At 46.5% G+C, this 25,883-nt stretch carries 18 protein-coding genes; 9 read left to right on the forward strand and 9 right to left on the reverse strand.

Annotated elements, in window-relative coordinates; translation table 11 throughout:
* Positions 1 to 70: 70 nt before the first annotated feature.
* Entirely contained in the window at positions 71 to 1,429 is a 1,359-nt protein-coding gene (locus RGE70_RS16515) for a sodium-dependent transporter (RefSeq protein WP_310472531.1), read from the forward strand.
* A 424-nt stretch (positions 1,430 to 1,853) separates the two neighbouring features.
* Here the strand turns inward: RGE70_RS16515 and RGE70_RS16520 are convergent, their stop codons facing one another.
* Positions 1,854 to 2,462 (reverse strand): TetR/AcrR family transcriptional regulator, encoded by a 609-nt coding sequence (locus RGE70_RS16520; RefSeq protein WP_310472532.1) that lies wholly within the window; start codon positions 2,460 to 2,462, stop codon positions 1,854 to 1,856.
* Positions 2,463 to 2,581: 119 nt separating this feature from the next.
* Here RGE70_RS16520 and RGE70_RS16525 point away from each other — a divergent pair, with 119 nt between their 5' ends.
* Positions 2,582 to 3,676: an MBL fold metallo-hydrolase gene (locus RGE70_RS16525; protein ID WP_310472533.1), complete on the forward strand. Its 1,095-nt coding sequence runs from the start codon at positions 2,582 to 2,584 to the stop codon at positions 3,674 to 3,676.
* Between the two features lie 86 nt (positions 3,677 to 3,762).
* On the opposite strand, the gene RGE70_RS16530 is transcribed toward RGE70_RS16525, so the two are convergent.
* The 7 genes from RGE70_RS16530 to ilvC all read right to left on the reverse strand — a co-directional run bounded on the left by RGE70_RS16530 (position 3,763) and on the right by ilvC (position 13,732).
* Positions 3,763 to 4,899, reverse strand: a complete 1,137-nt coding sequence (locus tag RGE70_RS16530; RefSeq protein WP_310472534.1) for a pyridoxal-phosphate-dependent aminotransferase family protein — start codon at positions 4,897 to 4,899, stop codon at positions 3,763 to 3,765.
* Between the two features lie 343 nt (positions 4,900 to 5,242).
* Positions 5,243 to 6,793 (reverse strand): threonine ammonia-lyase, biosynthetic, encoded by a 1,551-nt coding sequence (gene ilvA, locus RGE70_RS16535; protein ID WP_310472535.1) that lies wholly within the window; start codon positions 6,791 to 6,793, stop codon positions 5,243 to 5,245.
* 28 nt (positions 6,794 to 6,821) lie between these two features.
* Positions 6,822 to 8,669, reverse strand: coding sequence for a dihydroxy-acid dehydratase (gene ilvD, locus RGE70_RS16540; protein ID WP_310472536.1), 1,848 nt, complete (start codon positions 8,667 to 8,669; stop codon positions 6,822 to 6,824).
* A 137-nt stretch (positions 8,670 to 8,806) separates the two neighbouring features.
* Positions 8,807 to 9,739, reverse strand: a complete 933-nt coding sequence (locus RGE70_RS16545; RefSeq protein WP_310472537.1) for a branched-chain amino acid transaminase — start codon at positions 9,737 to 9,739, stop codon at positions 8,807 to 8,809.
* A gap of 4 nt (positions 9,740 to 9,743) precedes the next feature.
* Entirely contained in the window at positions 9,744 to 10,010 is a 267-nt protein-coding gene (gene ilvM / locus RGE70_RS16550; protein ID WP_310472538.1) for an acetolactate synthase 2 small subunit, read from the reverse strand.
* Positions 10,007 to 11,710, reverse strand: a complete 1,704-nt coding sequence (ilvG, locus tag RGE70_RS16555) for an acetolactate synthase 2 catalytic subunit (protein ID WP_310472539.1) — start codon at positions 11,708 to 11,710, stop codon at positions 10,007 to 10,009. The genes ilvM and ilvG overlap by 4 nt, the downstream gene beginning before the upstream one ends.
* A 540-nt stretch (positions 11,711 to 12,250) precedes the next feature.
* A complete protein-coding gene (gene ilvC / locus RGE70_RS16560; RefSeq protein WP_310472540.1) occupies positions 12,251 to 13,732 on the reverse strand; it encodes a ketol-acid reductoisomerase in 1,482 nt (493 codons plus the stop codon).
* 200 nt (positions 13,733 to 13,932) lie between these two features.
* On the opposite strand from ilvC, the gene ilvY reads away from it, so the two are divergent.
* The gene (gene ilvY / locus RGE70_RS16565) at positions 13,933 to 14,805 is read left to right on the forward strand and encodes an HTH-type transcriptional activator IlvY (protein ID WP_310472541.1); all 873 of its coding nucleotides are present in this window, start codon (positions 13,933 to 13,935) and stop codon (positions 14,803 to 14,805) included.
* 9 nt (positions 14,806 to 14,814) lie between these two features.
* On the opposite strand, the gene RGE70_RS16570 is transcribed toward ilvY, so the two are convergent.
* Positions 14,815 to 15,750: a LysR family transcriptional regulator gene (locus tag RGE70_RS16570; protein ID WP_310472542.1), complete on the reverse strand. Its 936-nt coding sequence runs from the start codon at positions 15,748 to 15,750 to the stop codon at positions 14,815 to 14,817.
* A gap of 318 nt (positions 15,751 to 16,068) precedes the next feature.
* Here RGE70_RS16570 and RGE70_RS16575 point away from each other — a divergent pair, with 318 nt between their 5' ends.
* The 6 genes from RGE70_RS16575 to RGE70_RS16600 all read left to right on the forward strand — a co-directional run bounded on the left by RGE70_RS16575 (position 16,069) and on the right by RGE70_RS16600 (position 25,863).
* The gene (locus RGE70_RS16575; protein ID WP_310472543.1) at positions 16,069 to 16,995 is read left to right on the forward strand and encodes a family 16 glycosylhydrolase; all 927 of its coding nucleotides are present in this window, start codon (positions 16,069 to 16,071) and stop codon (positions 16,993 to 16,995) included.
* A gap of 514 nt (positions 16,996 to 17,509) precedes the next feature.
* Positions 17,510 to 19,459 (forward strand): TonB-dependent receptor domain-containing protein, encoded by a 1,950-nt coding sequence (locus tag RGE70_RS16580; RefSeq protein WP_310472544.1) that lies wholly within the window; start codon positions 17,510 to 17,512, stop codon positions 19,457 to 19,459.
* Positions 19,460 to 19,624: 165 nt separating this feature from the next.
* The gene (locus RGE70_RS16585; protein WP_310472545.1) at positions 19,625 to 20,176 is read left to right on the forward strand and encodes a MotA/TolQ/ExbB proton channel family protein; all 552 of its coding nucleotides are present in this window, start codon (positions 19,625 to 19,627) and stop codon (positions 20,174 to 20,176) included.
* Position 20,177: 1 nt separating this feature from the next.
* Positions 20,178 to 20,519: a DUF2149 domain-containing protein gene (locus RGE70_RS16590; RefSeq protein WP_310472546.1), complete on the forward strand. Its 342-nt coding sequence runs from the start codon at positions 20,178 to 20,180 to the stop codon at positions 20,517 to 20,519.
* Positions 20,516 to 24,637, forward strand: a complete 4,122-nt coding sequence (locus RGE70_RS16595; protein ID WP_310472547.1) for a cobaltochelatase subunit CobN — start codon at positions 20,516 to 20,518, stop codon at positions 24,635 to 24,637. The genes RGE70_RS16590 and RGE70_RS16595 overlap by 4 nt, the downstream gene beginning before the upstream one ends.
* Before the next feature lie 482 nt (positions 24,638 to 25,119).
* Positions 25,120 to 25,863, forward strand: coding sequence for a TetR/AcrR family transcriptional regulator (locus RGE70_RS16600; RefSeq protein ID WP_310472548.1), 744 nt, complete (start codon positions 25,120 to 25,122; stop codon positions 25,861 to 25,863).
* Positions 25,864 to 25,883 lie beyond the last annotated feature (20 nt).

Raw genomic sequence — 25,883 nt, forward strand, 5'->3', positions numbered from 1 at the left:
AGCTTTTGTGCGTTGACCTCACCAGTTAACACTTTATTATGCGCGCACTTCTATTGGTTTGAGAGTATTTATGAGCGCAGTAACACAAGGGCATTTTGGCTCTAGAATCGGCTTTATTATGGCCGCAGCAGGTAGTGCTGTAGGCGTTGGTAATATTTGGGGGTTTCCCACACAAGCAGCGACCCATGGTGGCGGCGCATTCTTGCTGGTTTACCTGTTTTTAATTTTGTTACTTGGTTACCCAATGCTACTCGCCGAGCTAATGATTGGCCGTCACGGACAAACAAACCCAGCCGACGCCATGGCCAAGGTGGCTGACAACCCTATCGGCAAAAAAATCGGTAAAGCGATTGGTTTTGTATCCATTATTACCGCGACTCTCATTTGTACATTTTACAGCGTTTTGTCGGGCTGGTTTGTTAGTTTTGCACTGGCTCCTGTTGCCGAAATGGCAGGACAAGCCGACGCATCTTCATGGTTAATGGACTTTTCATTGTCGCGCAATTTAGTGTTCACACTTATCTTCATTGCCATGGTGGTTTTAGTGATCCGCCAAGGCGTGCAGCAAGGAATAGAGCGTTGGTCAAAGCGACTAATGCCCATGTTACTGCTGATATTAATTGCCGGTGTTGGTTATATTTTAACGCAGCCAGGCGCGATGCAAGGTGTAGAAGTACTACTAAAACCTGACTTTAGCCGTGTTTTTGAAGCCGACGTACTAGTTGGCGCACTAGGTCAAACCTTCTTCTCGCTCACCATAGGTACTGGTGCGATGATGGTATATGGTGCGTATTTAAGCCAAAAAGAAAACCTTGGCCAACTGACCGCCTATGTCACGCTAACCGACACCAGCGTTGCGTTTTTAGCGGCATTAATGGTGATACCAGCCATGTATGTTGCACAGCATAACGGCGTACAAATATTTGCAGAAGACGGCAGTTTACTTAACTCCGACACCTTAGTGTTTACCGTTTTACCCGCTTTATTTGACACCTTAGGCGGCGTGAGCCAGTACTTACTGGCGATAATCTTCTTTATGTTGATGACCATTGCCGGCTTAACATCGGCTATTTCAATCGTTGAAGTTCCGACCAGCTACATTGTCGAAAAAACATCAATGAGCCGTGATAAAGCCACCCTAGTGGTAGGTACAGTTATAGCGCTATTATCCATGTTGGTAGTGTTTAACTTCAGCGCATTGTTTGGCTTTATGATCACCCTAACCACAGAGCGCGCTCAGCCGCTTATCGCCTTGGGGATTGCCATATACTTAGGCTGGATGTGGAACCGCAATAAACTTATCAGCACCATTGCCGCGCAAGACGGGGTTAAAACCGACAGCCTGTTTTGGAAGCTATGGCCAGCCTACGTGAAGTTTGTTTGTCCGCTATTGATTATCGTGATCATCATGCAGCTTTTTAGCAAATAACGTTTTTGAGATTACTTTATTAATCCCCGCTATATGCGGGGATTTTTTGTTTTTATACCAACAGAACTAGGCCGGGTTCGGCTTACCTAAATTACAATAAATAACCCAAGTAACGTCCGAGTGGGCATTACGGACTTTGACTTACAAACAGGCTTCAACATACTTTGGCTACTCCGGTGGGACATGATGTTACCCGTTAGCAAAGTCGTCGCTTGTTAGAAAAGTTTTGCTTTTCTAACCCTGTGCAGATGCGGCCGCGAGCGTCTATTACATGATGTCTCAACCGAGCTTCCATGGGCGGATTGGCAGCGTATCACTGCGATCGCTACACATACACCTACCGCCGGCAATCAGAATATCCTTTGCTTGAAGATAACGATTTAAAGTCAAAATAGTACTCCACCAGCGGCAAGCAACCAGCTCATTAAACGCCATACTGCTTAATGATCATCTCCACTGCGGTATCAACAATCTCTGCAGTTTTTGCATCATCTGGAAACGGCGCATTTTGGATGAGCTGTGGCCAGAAACAGTGCGCTTTAATTACTGCGGTAAACTGAGTCACGAGCATCTCTGAACTTTTGGCCTTTATTGCACCAGCTGCAATGGCTGCATCAAACCAACTCGCCATGGGTGACTCTTGCTTACTCATCTGCTCCATCGCATCGGCTATCAATTCCGGTGAGTGAATCGCTTCAGCAATAATCACCTTAGAGGTTGAAATCATCCCCTCTGCTTGCAGCATGGTAACCTCATGCCTAGCCAATAAGGTCAACTGTGACTCTAACGAACTGCTGGCGCAAAAAGGGACGTCTTCAAATGCCCGCATCATCGCTAACATCTCTTGCATAATTGCGCCAAATAACACTTCTTTACTGGCAAAATGGTTATACACCGTTCGCTTAGAAACCGCTGCACGCTTAGCAATATCATCCATGCTCGTTGCTCTAAAACCCTTGGCTTTAAACTCTGCTATCGACGCATTAATGACTGCTTTATGTTTTATTTCTGTACGAGTTAATTTTTTATCCATACCTTTCAGAGCCTTAATTAATAGCAGCTAGTGTTCACCCTCTCATTTTACACTCATCAGTTTACTTTTCAAAACAAACGAGTAAACTACACCGTATAGTTTACTTAAGTATGGTCACTATGAAACTCATCATCTCTATCTTGTTATCTATCGGAGGCGTCATGTTGGCAACGACAGTGTGCAAATCAGCAAATAATCCCAGTGACGTTAATGCCACTGAGCAACTAACGCACCATAAAGCAAAAGGTGGTTATATCAATACCAGTCCGACGTTTAATGACGATACCGCCATATTACCGCTGCTTAAGCGCTATATCACCGAGACCCGAGTGGATGCGACGCCCAATAACAGCATTCCTGTTATCGCGGTAACAGCTGAGCAGCTGAGTCAATTACCCAAAAACCAAGACAGTGTGATTCGCCTCGGTCACTCAAGTATCTTTTTACAAGTAAATGGCCAGCGCTGGCTCATCGATCCTGTTTTTAGTGAGCGTGCTTCGCCATTTAGTTTTGCTGGGCCTAAGCGTTTCCACCAGCCTCCTATCGCACTGGCAGACCTGCCAGAGATAGATGGAGTGATCATCAGTCATGATCATTACGATCACTTAGACAAAGCTAGCATAAAACAGCTCGCCACTAGCGTAAGTCATTTTGTTGTGCCACTAGGAGTTGATAAACACCTTAAAGATTGGGGAGTCATTAGCGAGCATATTCACCCACTGGATTGGTGGCAGACATTTAAGCTGGCTAATGTGACTATCACCGCCACACCAACGCAACATTTCTCTGGTCGTGGCCTGTTTGATAAAAATGAAACCTTATGGGCGTCTTATGTAATCAAGTCTAACAGCAGTTCACTGTATTTCAGCGGTGACTCAGGCTACTTTGATGGCTTCAAGCAGATCGGTGAACGCTTTGGTCCATTTGACTTAACCATGGTTGAAACTGGCGCCTATGACAAGGATTGGGCAACAATTCATATGACGCCAGCACAAAGCTTGCAAGCGCATATTGATTTACAGGGAAAGAAGATGATGCCTATTCATAATGGCACCTTCGATCTGGCGTTTCACAGTTGGTATGACCCATTAAATCAAATAGCTCAGCTTGCCAGTGCTGCAAATGTAGAAATCGTTACCCCTAAGATGGGCGAGCTTATCGCAGTCAATGAGATCCATGAAACAACTCATTGGTGGGCTGCAATTAGCAACTAATACGCTGTAGATCCAACTAAACCTAATCAATAAAAAGGCCGCTCTCTTGAGCGGCCTTTGCGGATAAAAAATAACTTAACAAAGCGTTAAGCTAACACTTCCTCTAATGCTTTAAGGCATAACGCTACATTTTCGCGGCGGGCAGCGTAGCCCATCAAACCAATGCGCCATGCTTTACCAGCTAATGCGCCAAGGCCAGCACCAATTTCTAAGTTATAGTTTTCTAACAACTGCTTACGCACTTTGGCGTCATCAATTCCGTCTGGAATATACACCGCATTAAGTTGCGGCAATCTGTCGGCTTCGGTTACGACAAACTTAAGCCCTAATGCCTCTAAACCATGACGCAAAACCTGATGCATATCAGCATGCCTTTGCCACGCATGTTCTAGCCCTTCAATAGACAATAAGCGCAGCGATTCATGCAATGCATACAGCGCGTTAACAGGAGCTGTATGGTGGTAACTACGTTTACCACTGGCCTCTCCAGTCCAGTACCCCATCACCAACGTTTGGTCGAGAAACCAACTCTGCACAGGTGTTTTACGTGCTTTCATTTTCTCAACGGCTGCCGGAGAAAACGACACAGGCGATAAACCCGGCACACAAGACAAGCATTTTTGGCTACCGGAATAAATCGCATCAATACCCCACTCATCAACCCTAAGTTCAACCCCGCCTAATGACGTTACGGCGTCCACTATTGAGATACAATCATGCTGCTTGGCGAGCGCGCACAATGCTTTGGCATCAGATAATGCGCCGGTTGAGGTTTCGGCATGCACAAAGGCTAAAAACTTAGCGTCTGGGTTAGCCGCTAACGCGGTAGCGACGGCGTCAACATTAACCGCTTCACCCCATTCATTATCAACCACAACTGCAATAGCACCAACACGCTCAACGTTTTGGCGCATACGCTCACCAAATACCCCATTACGGCATACAATCACTTTCTCGCCCGGTTCAACCAAGTTAACAAAGCAGGTTTCCATGCCAGCACTACCGGGGGCAGACACAGCTAAGGTCATGGCGTTGGTAGTTTGAAATGCATATTGGATCAGCGCTTTTAGCTCGTCCATCATGGCCACAAATACTGGATCAAGGTGGCCAATTGTTGGTTTAGCTTGCGCCGCTAAAACTTCAGGGTAAACGTCTGATGGCCCTGGGCCCATTAACGTTCTGCGTGGTGGATTGAACGATTCGCTATAGGGTGCAATTAACATGTTATTTCCTTAAAACAAAACTTAAGTAGAGTTAAAATTGAACTGCTTTTTATTATGCTTATACAACAATCCCTACGATTACTGCAGTTTCAGTATTTAGCCTGTTCAAGTATTCAGCGAGTGGTATTACCGCGTCAATAACCACAATGATGCTGGCATCGTGCCTAACAACAGCCGTTATACCGTTAATTTTGGTTTAAACCGCTTTACACTAAAACTCAGGTTAATTATTAGTGTTATTTCGTTCACGATTTTATTACAAAACGTGACTTAACTCTATATATCTGCGAGCGTTTCGTAAAAAAGGGCGCCTAAGCGCCCTATTGATTGTCGTAACCTGCAACTAAGGTTGGTTCTCAAGAAACAGTTTGTAGGCAGGGCTGCTAGTTTCTTCTTGGTAAATAAAGCCTAGTTCGGTTAAAAACTGCTGAAATGCTAGGTGGTCAGATGCAGGCACTTCAAAACCGGCTAACACTCGTCCATACGCAGCGCCATGGTTACGGTAATGAAATAAGCTAATATTCCACTTACTTTGCAAGGTGGTCAAAAACTTAAACAGTGCACCAGGATGTTCTGGAAACTCAAAACTAAATAAACGCTCCTCTAACGGCTCTGGAGGGTGCCCACCAACCATATAGCGCACATGTAATTTTGCGGTTTCGTCATGCGACAAGTCTTGCACTTCAAAGCCTTCGGACTCCAGATTAGCAATAATATCATTAAGCTCACTTTGACCTTGGCTGATGCGAATACCCGCAAACACTACAGCTTTGTCTCGGCTACTAAAACGGTAGTTAAACTCGGTCATGGCGCGCTGCCCTAGTAACTCACAAAAACGTAGGAAGATCCCCGGGCGCTCTGGCACTTTTACCGCCAGTACCGCTTCTTTTTGCTCACCCAATTCACACCGCTCTGACACATAACGTAAGCTGTGAAAATTAACGTTAGCCCCACTTAAAATTGCGCTGAGTTTTTCGCCTTGACCATGATTGCCGACATATTTTTTAAGTCCTGCGAGCGACAGTGCGCCAGCAGGTTCTGCTATTGCGCGGGTGTCTTCAAAAATATCTTTGACCGCTGCACAAATTTCATCGGAGGTCACAGTAATAACGTCGTCCACGTATTGCCGTGCCACTTTAAAGGGCTCAGCACCAATTTGCTTTACTGCGACGCCGTCAGCAAACAAACCAACTTGTGGCAATACCACTCGCTCATCGGCATCTAACGCCGCTTTAAGGCATGCAGAGTCTTCTGGTTCAACACCTATAATTTTCACTTGCGGCCGCACCGCTTTGTAATAAGCGGCAATACCCGCAATTAACCCGCCACCACCGACAGGCACAAAAATCACTTCGAGGTCGCGCTGTTGTTGCACCATTTCTTGCGCAATCGTGCCTTGGCCTGCGATCACGGCTTGGTCGTCAAACGGAGCGATATAAACTCGGCCCTCGCTGGTCGCGAGCGTTTGCGCATAGGCACTGGCCTGATCAAACGCCTGCCCGTGTAATACCACTTCACCACCTAAGCGCCTTACGGCATCAACCTTAATATCGGGGGTGGTTTCTGGCATAACAATCACCGCACTTATGCCCCGCGCCGCTGCTGACATTGCCACGCCTTGGGCATGGTTGCCAGCCGATGCGCACACGACGCCGCTTAAACATTGCTCGGCAGTCAGCTCCGACATTTTGTTGTAAGCGCCCCGAAGCTTAAATGAGTGCACCGGTTGCATGTCTTCACGCTTTAAAAACACTTGGCAACCTAAACGGGCTGACAACTTATTTAAGCTAGAAAGCGGGGTGACTTTGGCTACATCGTAAACTGACGACAACAGTATTTTCTGCAAATAGTAATGCGCTAAATCTAGCTGCGATTGTGTTGCTAAAGCCAACATAAACTATCCCTTTAAGCGGTTAATTCAATTAAACCAATTTGCTCGTGTCGCGTACAGCACCTTTATCAGCACTGGTCGCTAATAATGCATAAGCTTTTAGCGCCATCGACACTTGCCTAACACGCCCTAGCGGTTTCCATGCATCGGCTCCTAATGCGTCCATTGCAGTGCGGCGGGCGGCTAGTTCAACGTCGCTTACCGCTAGCTTTATTGATCGCGCTGGGATATCAATTTCTATGCTGTCGCCGGTTTTGACCAAACCTATCACGCCACCTGCAGCCGCTTCGGGCGAGACATGACCAATAGATAAGCCTGAAGTACCACCAGAGAAACGACCATCAGTAATAAGGGCGCATTGAGTGCCTAAACCACGCGACTTAAGGTAGCTCGTTGGGTAAAGCATCTCTTGCATACCTGGGCCACCTTTAGGGCCTTCGTAACGAATAACCACTACATCGCCAGCAACGACTTCACCACCTAAAATACCTGCAACGGCATCGTCTTGGCTTTCATAAACCCGAGCACTACCAATAAAGGTGTGATTTTCTACTTCAACGCCGGCGGTTTTTACAATACAGCCATCAACGGCAATATTACCCGATAGCACCGCCAGCCCGCCTTCTTGGCTAAAGGCAAATTCACGGGTACGGATACAGCCGCCTTTGCGGTCAATATCGACACTGTCCCAGCGGCAACTTTGGCTAAAGGCTTTAGTGGTTGGTATGCCCGCTGGGCCCGCCGAGAAAAATTGATGCACTGCGTCATCTTTGCTCTGTGCAATATCGTATTTTGCTAGCACCTCGGCCAGGTTTTTGCCGGCAACATGATAAGCGTCATTATGCAGTAGTCCTGCTCGGTCAAGTTCACCTAAAATGCCCATCACACCACCAGCACGATGCACATCTTCCATATGGTATTTAGGCGTTGATGGTGCAACTTTACATAAGTGCGGCACTAAGCGAGACAAGCGGTCGATGTCTGCCATTGTAAAGTCCACTTCTGCTTCTCTTGCGGCAGCAATTAAATGCAATACGGTATTGCTTGAACCACCCATGGCGATATCGAGCGTCATGGCATTTTCAAACGCATTAAAGTTAGCAATATTGCGTGGTAATGCTGACTCATCGTCATCACGGTAGTAGCGGGTTGCCAAGTCCATAATGCGGCGGCCAGCTTCTAGAAATAGCTCGCGGCGGTCAGAGTGAGTTGCCAGCATGGATCCATTACCGGGCAATGACAAACCCAGAGCTTCGGTTAAGCAGTTCATTGAGTTTGCTGTAAACATGCCAGAACATGAACCACATGTTGGGCAGGCACTACGCTCGATTTGTTGGCTGTCGGCATCAGACACGCGCTCATCGGCGCCCGCGACCATGGCATCAACCAAATCAAGCTTAATGATTTGATCAGACAACTTAGTTTTGCCAGCTTCCATCGGCCCGCCTGAGACAAATATCACTGGAATATTTAATCGCAATGCCGCCATCAGCATGCCGGGAGTGATTTTGTCGCAGTTAGAAATACACACTAATGCATCGGCGCAGTGCGCATTTACCATGTATTCAACACTGTCGGCAATCAGCTCCCTTGAGGGCAGGCTGTAAAGCATGCCGCCATGCCCCATGGCAATGCCGTCATCAACAGCGATAGTGTTGAACTCTTTAGCAATACCACCAGCTTCTTCAATTGCGCCAGCGACTAGAGAACCCATGTCTTTAAGATGGACATGGCCCGGCACAAACTGAGTAAACGAGTTTGAAATGGCAATAATTGGCTTACCAAAGTCGCCCTCTTTTACACCTGTGGCACGCCAAAGCGCACGTGCTCCTGCCATGTTACGGCCTTCGGTACTGGTTGCTGAACGTAATTTTGGCATTGCTATCATCCTTTTTGAAAGAGGCCATTCGTGAGTGAGGCTGTTAATGCTCACTCATGTTGTTATTATTGCGAGCGACTTGCTATATGTTATTGCACGGCAAAAGCCTGAATTTAAAACCGTGTTCAATCTGTACGTTAATCTTGTTTGAGCGGTTCTAACCAGCCCCAGCGGTCTTCGGTTTCGCCATTAAATAGCCCAAAGAAACTCTGCTGCACAATGCCTGTCACTTCGCCGCGTTTCCCGGCACCGATCTCTATTCGGTCAACACTGCGCACAGGTACAACTTCGGCGGCGGTGCCGGTCATAAAGATCTCGTCTGCCAAATATAAAAATTCGCGCGACATGTTTTCTTCAACCACTTCATAGCCTTTGTCACGTGCCAAGGTCATTATCGTGTCGCGGGTGAGCCCCATCAGAATAGCGGCAGTGGCTGGCGGTGTGTAGATTTTATTCTTCTTCACGACAAAAATGTTAGCACCGGCAGCTTCGCTGACTAAACCGTTGGTGTCGAGGGCAATACCTTCGTCAAACCCGTTACGCTTTGCTTCGGTCGATACTTGTAATGATGACAAGTAGTTACCACCTGCTTTAGCACCGGTAGGAATAGTATTAGGAGCTAAGCGATTCCATGATGTAATCGCTACATCGACTCCAGCTTCCATACTGTCTTCCCCCAAGTATGCTCCCCATGGAAACCCTGCGACAAGCACATCGCACTGCGCCCCAGATGGCGGAGTAATCCCCATACCAATGTCACCATAAAATGCCAACGGACGAATATAGGCGCTGCTTAACCCGTTAGCTAAAACCGCATCTCGGCAGGCTTGCATTAGTTCATCAAACTGATATGGGATCGGCATACGGTAAATTTTGGCGGAATCATACAAGCGCTGAATATGTTCCGTAAGCCTAAAACCGACTGGGCCAGTGGGAGTGTCGTACACTCGAATACCTTCAAAAACTGACGTACCGTAATGCAAAGCATGGGACATAACATGCACCTTAGCGTCGCCCCAAGGCATCATTTCACCGTTGAACCAAATTAATTCAGCTGTTTTTGCGGCCATTGTATTATCCCTTTGCAGATTCAGTTATTTTGCTGTTTTGACTCGCCAACACTTGGCAGTCAAGCACATCAATTAACTTGTTTATTTGATTGGTAAGCAAGCCAATGTCTTTGTCGCTTTGCACTGACATATCAATACTGGTGTGCTGATTGTCGTTGACCTGCATGGCAAGGCTCATGACTTTAAAACCCCGATGACGCACCACCCGCAGCACGCGTTCTAAAACTTCAGGTTGTTGCTGCACGCTTATCACGACTGAGTAGAGGCTCATGTTTGCTTCTCCATTTCTTCCATCATGTCTTGGTTTGATGCGCCCGGCGGCACTAATGGCCAAACATTATGAGCATCGTCTATCGACACATGCAGTAAAAAAGGCCCAGGCGCATTTAGCATTTCATCTAAGCCAGCTTCCACTTCATTCGCCAAGGTGATATTGCGACCAGGGATATCAAACGCCGAGGCTAAAGTGACAAAGTCTGGGTTGTCTGACAGATCTGTTTCGCTATAACGCGCTTCAAAAAACAACTGCTGCCACTGTTTTACCATGCCCAGTTTTTGGTTATCCACCAGCAATATTTTCACCGCTAGGCGTTTACGCTTTATCGTGGTCAGCTCCTGCACATTCATCATAAATGAGCCATCACCTGATACCGCAACGACCATGGCATCGGGGCGGGCAACTTTAGCGCCGATGGCGGCAGGCAAGCCAAACCCCATCGTGCCCAGCCCAGCACTGGAAAGATGGTCTTCGGGGCGACGGAAGTACATATGCTGCGCGACCCACATTTGGTGCTGGCCAACATCACACGCTACCACGCTATCTTCTGGTAATTTTTGAGCCAACCGATTCAGCATTGCCGGAGCATAAATTAGCTCGCCGGGGCGGTCATAACGCCACGGATGTCGTTGTTTTAATGTTTGTACTGCAGCTTGCCACGGCTGAATTTGCATCGGTTGACTAGAAGCCAACACTAACGCTGGCAGAATTTTCCGTAAGTCACCGGCAATAGCTACATCTGGCTGCCTTAATTTGCCTAGCTCGGCGGCATCAATATCTAGGTGCAGCACCTTGGCGTTTTCAGCAAACGAGGCAAGTCGCCCCGTCACTCGGTCATCAAACCGAGCGCCGACCACAATTAGCAAATCGCACTCTTGTACCGCTAAATTGGCCGCTTTTGAGCCATGCATACCGAGCATGCCAAGGTAACCGGCGGTGTCAGATTCAATAGCCCCCAAACCTTTAAGCGTGGCAACCGAGGGGATACCCGTTGCGGCGATAAAATGCCTTAATGGTTCAACGGCGTTGGCCATGCCTACACCACCACCCACATACAGCATTGGTTGTTTGGCCTGCGCCAATAACGTTTTAGCGGCGTCAATTTGGGCTTGAGTGTGTTCAGGCTCGGCCTGAACCGAGGGTAATAGTGGCGCTTGGTAGTCAACTAACGCGATTTGTATATCTTTTGGAATGTCGACCAACACAGGGCCGGGGCGACCAGAGGCGGCAATTTCAAAGGCGCGGTATAGGGTTGGCACAAGCTCTTCTACACTGGTGACCATAAAGCTGTGTTTAGTACACGACAGCGACATGCCTAATACGTCAATTTCTTGAAAAGCATCGGTACCAATCACTGCCGTCGACACCTGCCCTGTAATGGCAACCACGGGCACTGAATCAAGCAAGGCATCGGCCAACGAGGTCATCAAGTTGGTGGCTCCAGGGCCAGAAGTGGCAAAGCAAACTCCAGTTTTACCACTGGCGCGGGCATAGCCTACAGCGGCAAATGCTGCGCCTTGTTCATGACGGCTCAATAAATGCGTTACGGTACTGCCGTACAGGGCATCGTAAATCGGCATAATGGCTCCACCTGGATACCCAAATACCGTGCTTACGCCATGTGCTGCAATGGTTTTTACCACGGCGTCGGCACCTCGTATCATCTGCTCTGGCTCACTTTGCTGTTGTTCCATCTCGTTGACGCTCCGCTGCATAATTTGTGGTAGCTGAGTACTGCTAAACGATCGTTGCAGTTTATTGCTTAGCTCTTTAAACGAAAAAACCCCCGCTCCTTTCGGTGCGGGGGTTTTTGCAATCTTAAACCTAATTAGGTGTGTCGATTTAGCATACGCGGCCCCCGCTGCGATTTAATAATCACCACGGTAATAATCACAATAATAATTTGGGCAGCTTGGTTAAACATTCTCGACGTGTATTCCTAATTGAGGGCTTTGTTTAAATTCGGTTGTGATCAGTATTTTTTTGACCACTATTAAGATGTACCACAAAGCGAATAAAAAACACAATCAAAACTTTTTTATTACAAATAATACCCACTGATTAGCCTTGCTTATATCGCGAGTATATTTGAGTTGCTATCACCGGCTGCCACCACTATGTATTGCCACTAAGGTGTTAATCGTTATTGTTTTACTGAAAATAGGTTGCTGGACGTCTTACTCAAGCTTGCTCAATATGGCCTGCTACAATGAACGTGGCAGGCCGCACCTCAATTAAGCTTCTTCAACGATGCGTTGCATCTCAGTCATATAGCCACGCAGTTCAGCTCCGATAAACTCGACCGAAGTGTTACGGATAGCGTCATTGACCTCAATCAAGCGCACGTTATCAACACCATTGCCAGTGTCGGCTAGTCCACCACCTAAGTACTCCGCCGACATGTTGTCAACATACTCACGCAGTAGCGGTACTGCGGCATGGTTAAACAGGTAACAACCGTATTCTGCGGTATCAGATATCACCACGTTCATTTCATACAAACGCTTACGGGCAATCGTGTTCGCAATAAGTGGTGTTTCGTGTAATGACTCATAGTAAGCCGACTCTTCAACAATCCCTGCTGCAACCATGGTGTCGAACGCCAGTTCAACGCCTGCTTTAATCATTGCAACTAAGAAAATGCCTTTATCAAAATAGGCTTGCTCGTCAATTTGCTCTTCGCTTAATGGTGCGTTTTCAAACGCGGTTTCGTTGGTTTCGTTGCGCCATTTAAGCAAGTTAGCATCGTCGTTTGCCCAGTCTTCCATCATGGTTTTAGAGAACTCGCCGCCGATGATGTCGTCCATGTGCTTTTCAAATAATGGCTGCAAAATCTGTTTTAACTCTTCAGCCATTTCAAACGCTTTAATCTTGGCTGGGTTAGATAGTCTATCCATCATATGGGTAATTCCGCCGTGCTTAAGCGCTTCGGTCGTGGTCTCCCATCCTTGCTGAATAAGCTTGGCGGCGTAGCCAGGCTCAATGCCGTCAGCAACCATTTTCTCGTAACCTAAAATAGCGCCGGTTTGTAACATGCCACATAAAATGGTTTGCTCACCCATTAGATCAGACTTCACTTCAGCAATGAATGATGAATGCAATACGCCGGCTCGGTCACCACCGGTGGCGCTGGCATAGGCTTTGGCAATCTCAAACCCATCGCCTTTAGGGTCGTTTTCAGGGTGAACGGCAATCAAGGTCGGCACCCCAAACCCGCGCTTATATTCTTCACGCACTTCAGTACCCGGACACTTAGGGGCCACCATAATTACGGTAATATCTGGGCGAACCTGCATCCCTTCTTCCACAATGTTAAAACCGTGCGAATAAGACAAGGTCGCGCCTTGTTTCATTAGTGGCATAACAGTGTTAACCGCATTGGTGTGCTGCTTGTCGGGGGTTAGGTTTAATACCAAATCCGCATCAGGGATTAGTTGCTCAATCGTACCAACCCGGAAGCCATTACCGGTGGCTTTTTGGAATGACTCACGCTTTTCGCTAATTGCTTGGGCACGAAGGGCGAATGAAATATTAAGCCCTGAATCACGCATATTTAACCCTTGGTTTAGACCTTGGGCGCCACAACCAAGAATAACAATATTCCAATTTTTTATATGGTTACAGCCTTCGCTGAACTCACTACGATCCATAAAGCGGCATTGAGCCAGCTGTTCTAATTGTTGACGCAAATTCAGAGAGTTAAAATAGTTAGCCATCTGATATACCACCTTTATTCTGGATGTTTAAACGGGCCTACTCAGTTGCGAGCTCAGCGAGATTGAATTCACTATAACGCATGCCATTCGTTGCTTAAAATGATATATTCGAAACATGACATTGCATTTATTGCAACATCAAAACAACATCACACCTAACAGTAACTAGTGCAAAATACTATCGTCAGAGGGAAATTAATTTGGATATTCGCACTATCAAACTCTATTTACATCTGTCTGATAGCCTGCATTTTGCGCGCACCGCACAGGCGATGCATGTCAGCCCGTCGACATTAAGCCGTGCCATGCAGCGGCTAGAAGAGGAAGTTGGTGCGCAGCTATTTCAACGAGATAATCGCAGTGTAACCCTGACCAGCGCTGGGGTTGAGTATCGTCACTTTGCCGAATTAACACTCGACCATTGGGGCAAGCTAAAAACCAAAATTGACCCAAAACAAGACCTGTTAAGGGGGCGTCTCAATTTGTATTGTTCGGTAACCGCCGCATACAGCCACTTACCGGGCTTGCTCGATCGCTTTAGGCGCGAACACCCTTTAGTTGAAATTGCGCTTACCACAGGTGATGCCGCAAATGCTGTTAATGAAATTCGTCATAATCGTGCCGACATTGCCATTGCCGCTCTGCCTGACCCGTTTCCAGACAATTTACACTTTGCCAAAATAGATGACATTCCACTGTCGATTATTGCGCCTAATTTTCGCTGCCAAGTGCAAACACTATTAACCGAATCTTACATACCGTGGGATCGTCTCCCCTTTATCATGCCAGAGCATGGGCCGGGTCGAAAACGTATCGACAATTGGTTTAAGGTACTGGGGTTAACCCCTAACATTTATGCGCAGGTATCAGGGCAAGAGGCAATTACCTCGATGGTAGCACTTGGGTGTGGCGTTAGTATCATTCCCGAAGTGGTACTTAATAACAGTCCGGTGCGTGACCGTATTCAATTACTGTCGTCTCCGATTGCGATCCCAGCGTTTGAGCTTGGCTGTTGCTGCCGCGAAAAGCGCATTAGCGAGCCGGTGATTAGCGCCTTTTTAGACGCTATTTAAAGTAAACCGTTACCAGTTTGGTTGCGCTTTATTCACCCCGTCAATGATTAAATCACGTAACCATTTATGGCTGGGGTCAAGGTTAAAGTGTTTATGCCAAACCAGTACGTAAGCACCCGGCTCGACATCTACTGGTACATCTAAACAGACGAGCTCATTGCCAGGCATCATATGTGTAATGTATTTTTCTGGCGCGCAGAGGATCAAATCGCTGTTTTCACATGTTTTAAGCGCACCAGTAAAGTCCGTCATATTTACAGCGATATCTCGATACAACTGATCCAACGCCAGTACATCATCTAGCAACCAATGCTCTAAACCACCAAAAGCCACTTGTAAGTGACGGTATTTTAAAAAGGTATCGAGGTTCCATGGCTCGTCAAGCAGCGGGTGACCACGCCTCACTAAACAGACTGATTTATCGCGGGTTATCTCGGCATATGCCAACTCTTCAGGCAGGTAATCCATGTGCAGCAGCGAGCGTTTATCCCATTCGCGACAGGTTATAGCTAGGTCGATCTGGCAGCGTAAGAGTTGATCCATGCTGTCATGTGACCAGGTCTGGCTGTTAAAACGTACCTTAGGCGCCAATTTAAGCATTTGCGGCATAAAATGAGGAAATGTGAGTGAATAAGCCGTTTCAACTAAATGCATCCGAAACCGGCGTCGACTATCTGCAGGGTTAAACGTGCTGGGGCGGGTAAATTGATCGAGTTGTCTCAGTACTTCACGTAACTCTGGCGCAAGTTGCAATGCCCGTGGCGTGGCTTTCAAGCCACTGGCAGTGCGCTCAAATAGTGCATCGTCGAAGGTTTCTCGCAGCTTGCTCAACTGTTTACTGACCGCTGATTGACTTAAATTGAGCCTCGCGGCAGCCGCGGTAACACTCTGCTCTTCAAGCAGGACTTCTAATACTCGCAACAAATTAAAATCTAATGGCCTCACCTGCAACCCTCTGTAATCGATGTCATCTCAGCTAATGATAACCTAAACCAGTGTGTTGATTTGAATACATTGATTAACAACACAGCCAAACACTCGTTATTAACTCGCCACCTACGGCGATGTTGTCAGTACGAGTAATTTGCCAGCCCAGTGAATTATATTTATATACTCTAATATCAAACTCATAGCGTAATCACAGCCTGCAATAGTCAATATAATGCGCTGGCCAGATTAAAATATACTCCGTATTTTTTTTCATCAACTATAGTTAAAGATTGCCCTACAATTTAAGCAAATGGATATTGCGATGGAGATCATATGCATTATCTATCTGCAACTAATGTCGCGCGCTCTGCGCTAAGCCTGTGTGGGCTTACGCTACTGAGTTATCACAACTTGCTAAACGCTAAGCCCGTACAACCAGCGCTAACCATTTCGGTAGCACCGTCCAGCGTTAATCTGGAGATCGATTTAGTGAGCACCACACCTAACACCACCAATAAAAAAACCAGCAACAAACGCAAACCGGCTTCCCGCCAAAGCTTTGCAGACCCACTAACCCACTTTGATTATGAACATTGGTGGCCAAGTAACGGCTGGTTTAATGGCCACCCTTTTGCTAGTCGCTGGCAAGCTGATGCCATCAGCCACAACTCAAACGGCATGCAATTAATGCTGAATAATCGAGGCAGCGTTGATACGCCAGATTGGGTGTCGGGTGAATTTCGTAGCCGAGCGTATCGTGGTTATGGCTGTTACGAAATAAGCATGAAGCCTGTGGCTCGTTCTGGGGTTATTAGCAGTTTTTTTCTATACGCTGGCCCACATGATATAGCCCCCAATGGCAATGGGCAGCATCATGAAATTGATATTGAATTTTTGGGTGATAACACTAACTTTATGCAAATTAACTTTTGGCGTAATGGTGAACCGGCTGCGGGCAAAAATGCGTTGCTGATCCCGCTTCAGTTTGATGCTGCATTGGATTTTCATCGATATGCAATTCGCTGGTCTGCCGGTAAAATCAAATGGTATGTCGACGGGTTATTAGTCCACCAAGTTAATGCTAAAACTAACCCTTATGTGCCCACAACTGACGAATCTACCATGATGACCATGATGAATATTTGGGCAACCAGTAACGACATAGCCGCATGGGCAGGCGAATTTGATCCTGCAGTGCCCATGAGCCAGAGCCACTATAAAGATTTTAGCTACACCCCTTTAAAGCAATGCCAGCTTTAAGTGACACCAATTAAGAAGGGCTATTGGTAGCAAACCGCCAACTCCTTTAAATTTACTGCGGAGTTAACAGGCTTAAAGCTTGTTAACTCACCGCTTCAGTAGCCTACCAAACCCTTTATATAACTTGTCATCATCAAATGGCTGCATCAAGCACTACTGATGCATACGGGGTATAAAACCACCTCACTCAAACTCAAACCATAACCAACACTTTAATGCGCTAACCCTCACCTACTATGTGCAGCCAAACTTAAAAATTAGCTCACTTCACCACCTAAAAGCCACAACAGCTACTCATACACTCCAATTTTGGTTTAAAAATAGCCGTTTAATATCCATGTCAGCACGCTAACCCCATACAAGAAAAGGTATTTTCATGATGAAAATACCGCCAGTGGCCAATTGAATAACGGTTCTATGAGACTTGAGTCACAGATATATCACAAGCTACTGCAAATGCTAATGATAACAATTACCATTCAGCCAACTTTTGGGTTCACTATTGGCGACGGAAATGAGCAAAGCATTCAGCGGCAGAGCATTAAGCCTTGTAGCACTAGCGGTATCAACGGGGTTATCAGCAGGAGCATTTGCTGAAGATCAGCCTACTACCGCAACAAACGAAATGGAGGTGATGGTTGTTACTGCTAATAAATCTGGAGTTTCACTCTTAAAAGCCCCCGCATCGATGTCTGTTGTAACTAAAGAAGACATTAAGTTAAATACGTCTGTAGATGTCATGGACGCCGTTCGCCAAACCCCCGGTATCACCTTTCAAGGCCGCAGTACTGGTGGCCGTCAAGCGATGTCTATTCGCGGTATGGACTCCGACAAAACCATGTTTTTAGTTGATGGACGCCGCACGTTAGGGTCTGACAATGTGTTTGGTCACTCTAATTTCCAGTATAACTGGCTACCAATGAGCGCTGTCGAAAGCATTGAAGTGGTACGTGGTCCTTTATCGGCTCTATATGGTTCTGACGCACTCGGTGGCGTGGTAAACGTACGCACCAAGCCAATTCCAGAACAGTGGAGCGGCTCTGTATCTGCTCGCACCGGCTTTGCCGAAGGTGATGGTGGTGATGAACTCAATGGCAGTGTTCATTTAGCAGGTCCGTTGTCAGACAATTTAGGCATGCTGCTAAGCTATACCTACAGCCAAGCTGACGAAGTTATGGAAAAAGAAAATCCTAGCATTAGTGAGCTAGAAGACAAAGAAAGCCAAAATGTCTTTGGCCGACTCAGCTACCTACCAAGCGAAAATCACCGACTGAATGTTGATTTTGGTTTAACTGACGAAGTGCGCTTTTTCAACACTGCGTCATACCTCAGCACTTATGACATTGATAAATCAATGTACAGCGTTGGCTACGAAGGTCAATTCGACAACTTTGATCTCAACCTAGGTGCTTACCATGCACAGATGGAGCAAATTAACAGCCGTACTAACGGCTCGACACCGTCTAACCCACAACTGCTTAAAAATAGCACTGTAGACGCCAGCATTGGTTTCGACATCAACCCACAACATCAAATGTTAGTCGGCACCGAACTGAGACAAGAAACCCTTGAGCATCCCGATATTGCTGGCGGCAAAAAAGATATTCAATTTCTGGCCGCCTTTGCTCAAGACGAATGGTTATTATCCGACAACCTCACCGCCACGGTTGGTTTACGTTGGGATGAGCATGAAAACTTTGGTTCAGAGATAAGCCCGCGCGCGTACTTGGTTTACACCATTAACGACAACTGGTTAATGAAAGGCGGTTATAGCCACGGTTTTAGAGCGCCAACCGTAAAGCAGTCTTCACCTGAATATCGCTTTACCTCTAGCACCATGAAATATGAATATATGGGTAACGCCGACGTTAGCCCGGAGACGAGCGAAAACTATGAGCTAAACCTCACCTATTCGAGCAACCGCGCCTCAGTGGCGGTTACTGCTTACTACAACGAAATCGATGACCTTATCGACAGTGTTTGTGTCAGCAACTGTAGTGGCGACGCTGATTACACCAGCGACGAGCCGCAGTTAAAAACCTACGAAAACATCGAACAGGCCATGACCCGTGGGATTGAAACCGAAATCGACGTTGATCTTACCGAAAAGTGGGCGTTCAAGGTGTCATACGCCTATTTGGACACCGAGAACAAAACGACGGGTGAAGAGCTAGAGCAGCGCCCAGATCAAACCGTAAACAGCAGTGTGTCTTGGACCGATCTCGATACAGGTTTGTCGTTCCGTTTTAGAGCCGAATACCTCGGTGAACAACTTAATAGTGACGTAACAATGCCTGGGTACACCCAATACCATGCACACGGTATTTGGGATGCCAGCGACAGCCTATCGGTCAATTTTGGTATTAAAAACTTAACCGATGTGGACTTAGCAGAAGAGTCTGAAGAGTTCGATTACGCCGAGCGTGGCCGTACTTATTATGTTGGTGTTAACGCCAGCTTCTAAATTTTAACCGTAAAAAATTGAGTTATATACAAATGTTCTGCGGCTCAGTTCGCAGAGCATTTTTCGTTTCTATATGGGTTGTCCATTTAGTTTTGCTTTAGTTCAGTTTTAATTTTTATACCTTTAGGGCACAGGGCTGCGCTCTATTTATATTCGGAGTACCTTATGGAACACAACTTATTAGACACCCTTATGTACCAAATCTCGGGCCTATTTCTGACCCCAGTACTGTTGCTAATTTTTATACTTTTCATCTATTCACTCTACGCCATAGGTAAATTTTTAGTCCAGCAACAACAACGCATGCGCGGAAAAGCCCGCTATCAAGCGGCCATCAACGCATTACACCATTGCCAGCCCGCCACCGAGATCAAAGGTTTTCCGCTACTCAATGCAGCCGTTAGCCAACCCGACCTTAACTTTGAGCAACTAGAACTTCGCGCAATTACCGAGCTAGAAGGCCCACGCGTTGTTACCCGTATTGCACCAATGTTAGGCCTTATTGCCACGATGATCCCTATGGGGCCAGCGCTAAAATCACTCGCCGATGGCAACATTCAGGGGATCAGCGAAAGCCTTTCAATCGCCTTTGCAGCGGTCATTATTGGCTTAATCGTGTCGTCAGTGACCTACTGGATCGCAGCAGTATCTAAACGCTGGTACGCCGAAGAGTTAATTGATTTAAACAAAATCATCGCGGCATCTAAAGAGGCATAACATGAAACTACTTGATGAAGATGAAGAGCTGAATCCGATGCTGTCGGTCACCAACTTAATCGACGTATTTTTAGTCGTGATAGCTGCGTTACTGATAACGATTGCACAAAATCCACTTAACCCGCTAACTGACGACAAAGTGACCGTCATTAAAAATGCCGGCACTGCCGAAATGAGCGTCACCATAAAAGATGGCGACACCATTACCGAATACAAGTCTACCGGTGAAATTGGTTCAGGTGGCGGCTCGCGTGCCGGAGTAGCGTACCAAATGGCCGATGGGTCTTTTGTGTATGTACCCGATGACGCAGCAAATAATGATTCAAAATCGGAACAACTATGATTTCAAAATTGATGTTTAACTATATTGCCCGCTCATTCAGCGGGCTTTGCCTAGCAACGACAAGTAAACGGCTAGTCTCCGCTTGCCTACTAGTTACTGCAGTATTAACCAGCCCCGTTAGCGTGGCCGGGCCCAATAGCGACATAGGAGCCCAAGCCGAAACGGTTAAAGTACTGGTTTTAGGCACGCGCCATGCGCGGGTTAACAAACTCGAACTCCTCAGCCAACTCGGTAAGCTTGATGGCCGATTTGAAATCGACTACCAGATGATGCCCGCAATTAGCGCTGACACCGACTTAAACCAACTTATCGCCCCTTTTGATAGTGTCTGGTTTGATTCAGTTGGTGGTCGCGATGCCAAAACAGGCTTTGCCCGCATGCAGCCACTAGTAAACAACGCCAAAGTGTTTATTCCACTAAAGTTACCACAAGGCTCGCCTTTGCAAGCTGGCGTGACCTCGGCGCAACAGCAAGCAATTTTTACCTATTACGACAGTGGCGGTGAAGAAAACCTACGCCGTATGCTCACCTACATGACCGGTATTTTTGATAAGGTCGACCTACTACCTGGTGAAACCATTCAGCCTGCTTCGGTTTTACCCGCCTCAGGTATTTACCATCCAGAGGCTAAACAAGTGTTTGCCAGCCTTGACGCCTATTTACTGTGGCGCCAACCGCAAACCTCAGCTCCAGTGATTGGCATTCAAATCAGCCGTGACGGACTAGCCGCTGCTGATACCGGTTTTACCGACCATATGGTCCGCAGCGTTGAAGCAAAAGGCGGCGTTGCCGTTGCTTTTTACACTCCTTCAACTGCCGTTGGCCACATTGCAAAGCTACTCACTAACGAACACGGGCCCCGCATTGACTCACTTATCAATACGCGCTCTATTCACCGCTCGGGTATGCGCCGTCAAGACTTTGAACAACTCGGTATAACCGTGCTGCAGTCGTTACCATACCGAGATGGCAACGCCGAAAAATGGCAGGCGTCATCACAGGGCATTTCAGCCATGGCGACCCCATTTTATCTCACCATGCCAGAAATTGCCGGTGTCGCTGACCCAGTCGTTACCGGTGCATATGAAAATGACCAATTAGTTGCAATCGATTATCAAGTCGACATGCTCGTTGATAAAGCGTTAAGAAATGCGCAATTACACCGTGCTGATAATGCCGACAAAAAAGTCGCGATTATGTTCTACAACCACCCACCTGGTGAACGTTCAGCGGGGGCATCATTCTTAAATATTCCTCGCAGTTTAGAGCAAATCACCACTCGCCTTTCTGCCGAAGGCTACCAAGTAGACACGCTACCAGAGGCTCGCTTTATTGCTGCTGTAGAGCAAATGCTAAAGCCTTACTACCGTGACTTACCACTAGACACTATTAAAGGCCTTGGCCAAACACAAACCGACAGCTTTGCCGATTTACTGCCTTTATCGACTTACCATAACTGGTACGATGCACTACCTGAGTCGATTCGCAGCGATATTGAAGCCTACTGGGGCCAGCCTGAAACGACGTTTTCTGTTACTGAACGTGACGGCCAAAAGTACTTTGTGATCCCCCGTTTTGCCGTGGGTAATGTGATTATCTTGCCCCAGCCGCCTCGAGGTAGCCGCGCAGAAGACGAAAGCAAGTTGTTTCACGATCTTGCCGTACCAGTTAGCCACCATTACCTTGCAGCCTATTTGTATACTCGCGAACATTTTGGTGCCAATGCCGTTGTGCATTTGGGAACCCATGGTTCACAAGAATGGTTGCCGGGTAAAGAACGAGGGTTATCGGCTTTTGACGCAGGTAACTTAGCCTTAGGTGACATGCCAGTCCTTTATCCGTACATCATGGATGATGTTGGCGAAGCGATGCAGGCAAAACGCCGCGGCCGCGCAATTACCATTAGTCACTTACCGCCACCTATGTCAAAAAGTGGTTTATATGCCGAACTTAATGAGCTGCACGATCTCATGCATGAATATGGCGAACTCACTGAAGGCGCGGTAAAAGAACAAACGCAACTAGCGCTAATTGAAGCGGCAGAAGCACAAAGTCTCACTGAAGATATTGGTTTAAGCCGTGCCGAAATTGATGCCGACTTTACTCAATTTTTAACTCAGTTGCATGAGCTATTAGCAGAGCTTGGCGGCGAAGTTCAACCTTTAGGCTTGCACACCTTTGGCACCGTACCAGAAGACAAGCTACTGGCCTCAACCATCGAGCAAATGTTGGGTGATGAGTACAGTGAATACGCCAGCATTCATGGGCGAGAGTTTGCAACCGACCTGCACCAGCATAGTCATGACAACCATGCAGCTGACGAAGGCGATCTTGCGACAGCAAAATACCAACATCCATTAGCGTCTGACAGCGCCTTAGCCGATTTTGAGCAGCTTCAAAAAACGCCAGCGTACCGTTTAATCAAGCACTATGTGTTTGATGGTGATGACCTTAACGACATAAAAAACGACACCCTGCGTGATTACTTAATCCAAGGCCGCGAATACCTTAATGGCTTCCGCCAAAGTGAAGAGCTAGACTCACTCATTAATGGTTTATCAGGTGGGTATATTAAGCCATCCAATGGCGGTGATCCCATACGCGATCCAAGTGTATTACCTAGTGGTCGCAACCTTTATGGTATGAACCCAGCCAAAATGCCGACTAAGTCAGCATGGGAAGCTGGCCGTAAACTTACCGAGCAAATGATTGCCGACTACCACAACCAACATGGTGTGTTCCCTGACAAAGTAACCTACTCATTGTGGTCAATCGAAGCTATGCGCCACAACGGTGTAGTGGAGTCGCAAGCACTTGCTGCCATGGGTGTACGCCCAGTTTGGAACGACCGTGGCAATGTCACCGGGGTTGAAGTTATTCCCTATGCAGAGCTTAACCGCCCCCGTGTAGATGTAGTCTTATCGGCAACAGGTTTATATCGCGACGCCCTGCCTAATCTAGCGCAAATGCTAGCCAAAGCAGCTGAAACCGTGGCAAAACTCGATGAAGACAACAACTTTGTACGCGCCAACAGCTTAAAGTTAAGGGACGAACTACATGCTGAGGGTTTGTCACTAGAAGAGTCGACCAAAATCTCAATGCTTCGAGTATTCTCTAGTCAGTCGGGTTCCTACGGCACTGGGCTAGCAGATGCCACATTAGCCTCAGACCAATGGGAAGATGACGCACCGTTAGCGCAAATGTACTTATCGCGTATGGGCATAGCATTTGGCAGCGATGATGACTCTTGGGGCCTTGATTTACGCCACCTGAACTTATACGCCCGCGCATTATCGGGCACCGATGCAGCCGTATTGTCTCGTACATCGAATGTCTATGGCCTACTCACCTCAGATGATCCATTCCAATACCTGGGTGGCTTATCAATGGCGATTGAACAAATTGATGGCAAACGCCCCGAAATGTTTATCTCAAATTTGCGTAATGCTAGCGACATGAAAATGGAAGCTGCCGATGCGTTTATATCTAGAGAACTACGCACCAGACAGTTTCATCCACAATGGATTGAAGCGCTAAAAGATGAAGGTTATGCAGGCTCGCTTGAAATGACCGATTCGATGAATAACTTTTGGGGCTGGCAAGTCATGGATCCCAACGCAGTTAGAGCGGATCAGTGGCAAGAGTTTTTCGAAGTTTACGTGCAAGATAAACACGACCTTAAAATGAAAGAATACTTCGAAGATGTTAACCCAGAAGCCATGAGTCAGATGATGGAACGCATGCTAGAAGCGGTACGTAAAGACTACTGGGACGCTGACGAAGCCACCCTCACCGAACTTGTCGAGACCTATACTGAAATAGTCGACAAGCACGATTTGGCCGTAACCAATAAAGCACTCGAAGAGTTTGTTACCGGCTTAGCTACAGGGTTTGGTATGGAAGCTCCACTGGATGGCGCCACCCCAAGCGCGTTGCCACAAGTGCAAGGTCAACTACTAAGAAAGGTTGAGCAACAAAGCCAAGAACCGGAGCCAGACTTTACCTTTTGGCTGCTGTGGTTGAGCTTATTTGTGCCAGTCGCGTTCGGTGCTATCGCGCAGTTAACTGGCTTTGCGAGTCGACTCACTCGTTTTCAACCTTGGAAAAAGATGGCATAACCGAGAGTTAACTTCCATCGCGCCATAAGGCGCGATGGTTATTTTTCCAAGCCATATCGCAAGTTTGCAGCCTAACCTACAAGCAAAACCTGGCACTGATACCGCGTTCAATACCTCATTCAAAGCAAGCATTAAAACCATGCTCACCAAACCATAGCAGCAACGAGCCAGACTCGACAGCAATGTTTTTGTACAGCATAAAACCTCCTATGTTGCCACTGCGTAGTAAGTTTCAGCAGGTAAATCACACTTTAGAAAGTATGCTCTCAATGTAGAAAATAAAGTCAGTACCTTTTGTACAGACTTTATGTGACTAAAGTACCAAAATGTATATCCGATATTTGCCACTATTAATGCGAATTAAACATTTAGCTTAAATCGATATTTAAAGAGTTAAATACATAAATCTTAAATATCGATTTTACTACTAGAAGCGACTACTAAAATTAGTAGTATAATTAACTTATTAAAATTGGTGTGCTATGTCATTAACAGTCACTCAAAACAACATTATAAAACAAGCAGTGCTATTAATTGAAAAGCAAGGGCTCGCCTCATTTTGTTTTACCAAGTTAGCCAACTTAACCAATTATTCAAAAACAACCTTGTATGATTCATTCGCTAATAAAGAAGATGTTATCTGTGGCATATTTATAAGTAATATGGATGACATAATGAAATTTAATCGAGCATTAGAAAATACATCAAACCTAACAACAAAAGAAAAATTATTATGCCTTTATATGTTTGAAGTGATTCGAGCTTGGTGCTGTAAAGACGCCTCTTTAAAAGTTAATTTTATAGCAACAAATCAATATATTTGGCACCACGCATCTAAAGATACCATTAGCCACTTAGCTAAATGCTTTAGAAGTAGAAGAATAGATCGTCAAAACTTTTGGCAACAAGCGTTAGATTCAGGTGAGTTGCAAGCCACAACAAATTCTATCCGCGATATAAGTAAGACATTATTAATCATACAGCGTGGAGCGGTTGTTGTGGCCCACAATGAAATGATGCAAGACAATGATAACATCAACAATTGTGAGCATATCGCTACTGAGATGGAGCGAATTTTCGACCGTTTATCTTGGACTGCAACACAGCCCTATTGCGACATTAAACGCGCATTAAGAGTCATTTATGATTACCTAGGAATTGATGACATACCTAATGAAAAAGTCACTTTAGACCCGTTAAAAATTGAAATGCTCGAGTTTTCATAATTACTTTTAGTTTATACAAA

Origin of the sequence: Shewanella youngdeokensis, from assembly GCF_033180165.1 — a bacterium.
Classification (GTDB): Bacteria; Pseudomonadota; Gammaproteobacteria; order Enterobacterales; family Shewanellaceae; genus Shewanella; species Shewanella youngdeokensis.

Excerpts from the sequence above, each read along its gene's own strand:
- RGE70_RS16585 (WP_310472545.1), top strand. The coding sequence starts at position 19,625 with ATGGAACACAACTTATTAGACACCCTTATGTACCAAATCTCGGGCCTA.
- ilvG (WP_310472539.1), bottom strand. The coding sequence starts at position 11,710 with ATGGAACAACAGCAAAGTGAGCCAGAGCAGATGATACGAGGTGCCGAC.
- RGE70_RS16520 (WP_310472532.1), bottom strand. The coding sequence starts at position 2,462 with ATGGATAAAAAATTAACTCGTACAGAAATAAAACATAAAGCAGTCATT.
- RGE70_RS16530 (WP_310472534.1), bottom strand. The coding sequence starts at position 4,899 with ATGTTAATTGCACCCTATAGCGAATCGTTCAATCCACCACGCAGAACG.
- ilvA (WP_310472535.1), bottom strand. The coding sequence starts at position 6,793 with ATGTTGGCTTTAGCAACACAATCGCAGCTAGATTTAGCGCATTACTAT.
- RGE70_RS16515 (WP_310472531.1), top strand. The coding sequence starts at position 71 with ATGAGCGCAGTAACACAAGGGCATTTTGGCTCTAGAATCGGCTTTATT.
- ilvM (WP_310472538.1), bottom strand. The coding sequence starts at position 10,010 with ATGAGCCTCTACTCAGTCGTGATAAGCGTGCAGCAACAACCTGAAGTT.
- RGE70_RS16525 (WP_310472533.1), top strand. The coding sequence starts at position 2,582 with ATGAAACTCATCATCTCTATCTTGTTATCTATCGGAGGCGTCATGTTG.
- RGE70_RS16590 (WP_310472546.1), top strand. The coding sequence starts at position 20,178 with ATGAAACTACTTGATGAAGATGAAGAGCTGAATCCGATGCTGTCGGTC.
- RGE70_RS16545 (WP_310472537.1), bottom strand. The coding sequence starts at position 9,739 with ATGGCCGCAAAAACAGCTGAATTAATTTGGTTCAACGGTGAAATGATG.
- RGE70_RS16600 (WP_310472548.1), top strand. The coding sequence starts at position 25,120 with ATGTCATTAACAGTCACTCAAAACAACATTATAAAACAAGCAGTGCTA.
- RGE70_RS16575 (WP_310472543.1), top strand. The coding sequence starts at position 16,069 with ATGCATTATCTATCTGCAACTAATGTCGCGCGCTCTGCGCTAAGCCTG.
- ilvD (WP_310472536.1), bottom strand. The coding sequence starts at position 8,669 with ATGCCAAAATTACGTTCAGCAACCAGTACCGAAGGCCGTAACATGGCA.
- ilvC (WP_310472540.1), bottom strand. The coding sequence starts at position 13,732 with ATGGCTAACTATTTTAACTCTCTGAATTTGCGTCAACAATTAGAACAG.
- RGE70_RS16595 (WP_310472547.1), top strand. The coding sequence starts at position 20,516 with ATGATTTCAAAATTGATGTTTAACTATATTGCCCGCTCATTCAGCGGG.
- RGE70_RS16580 (WP_310472544.1), top strand. The coding sequence starts at position 17,510 with ATGAGCAAAGCATTCAGCGGCAGAGCATTAAGCCTTGTAGCACTAGCG.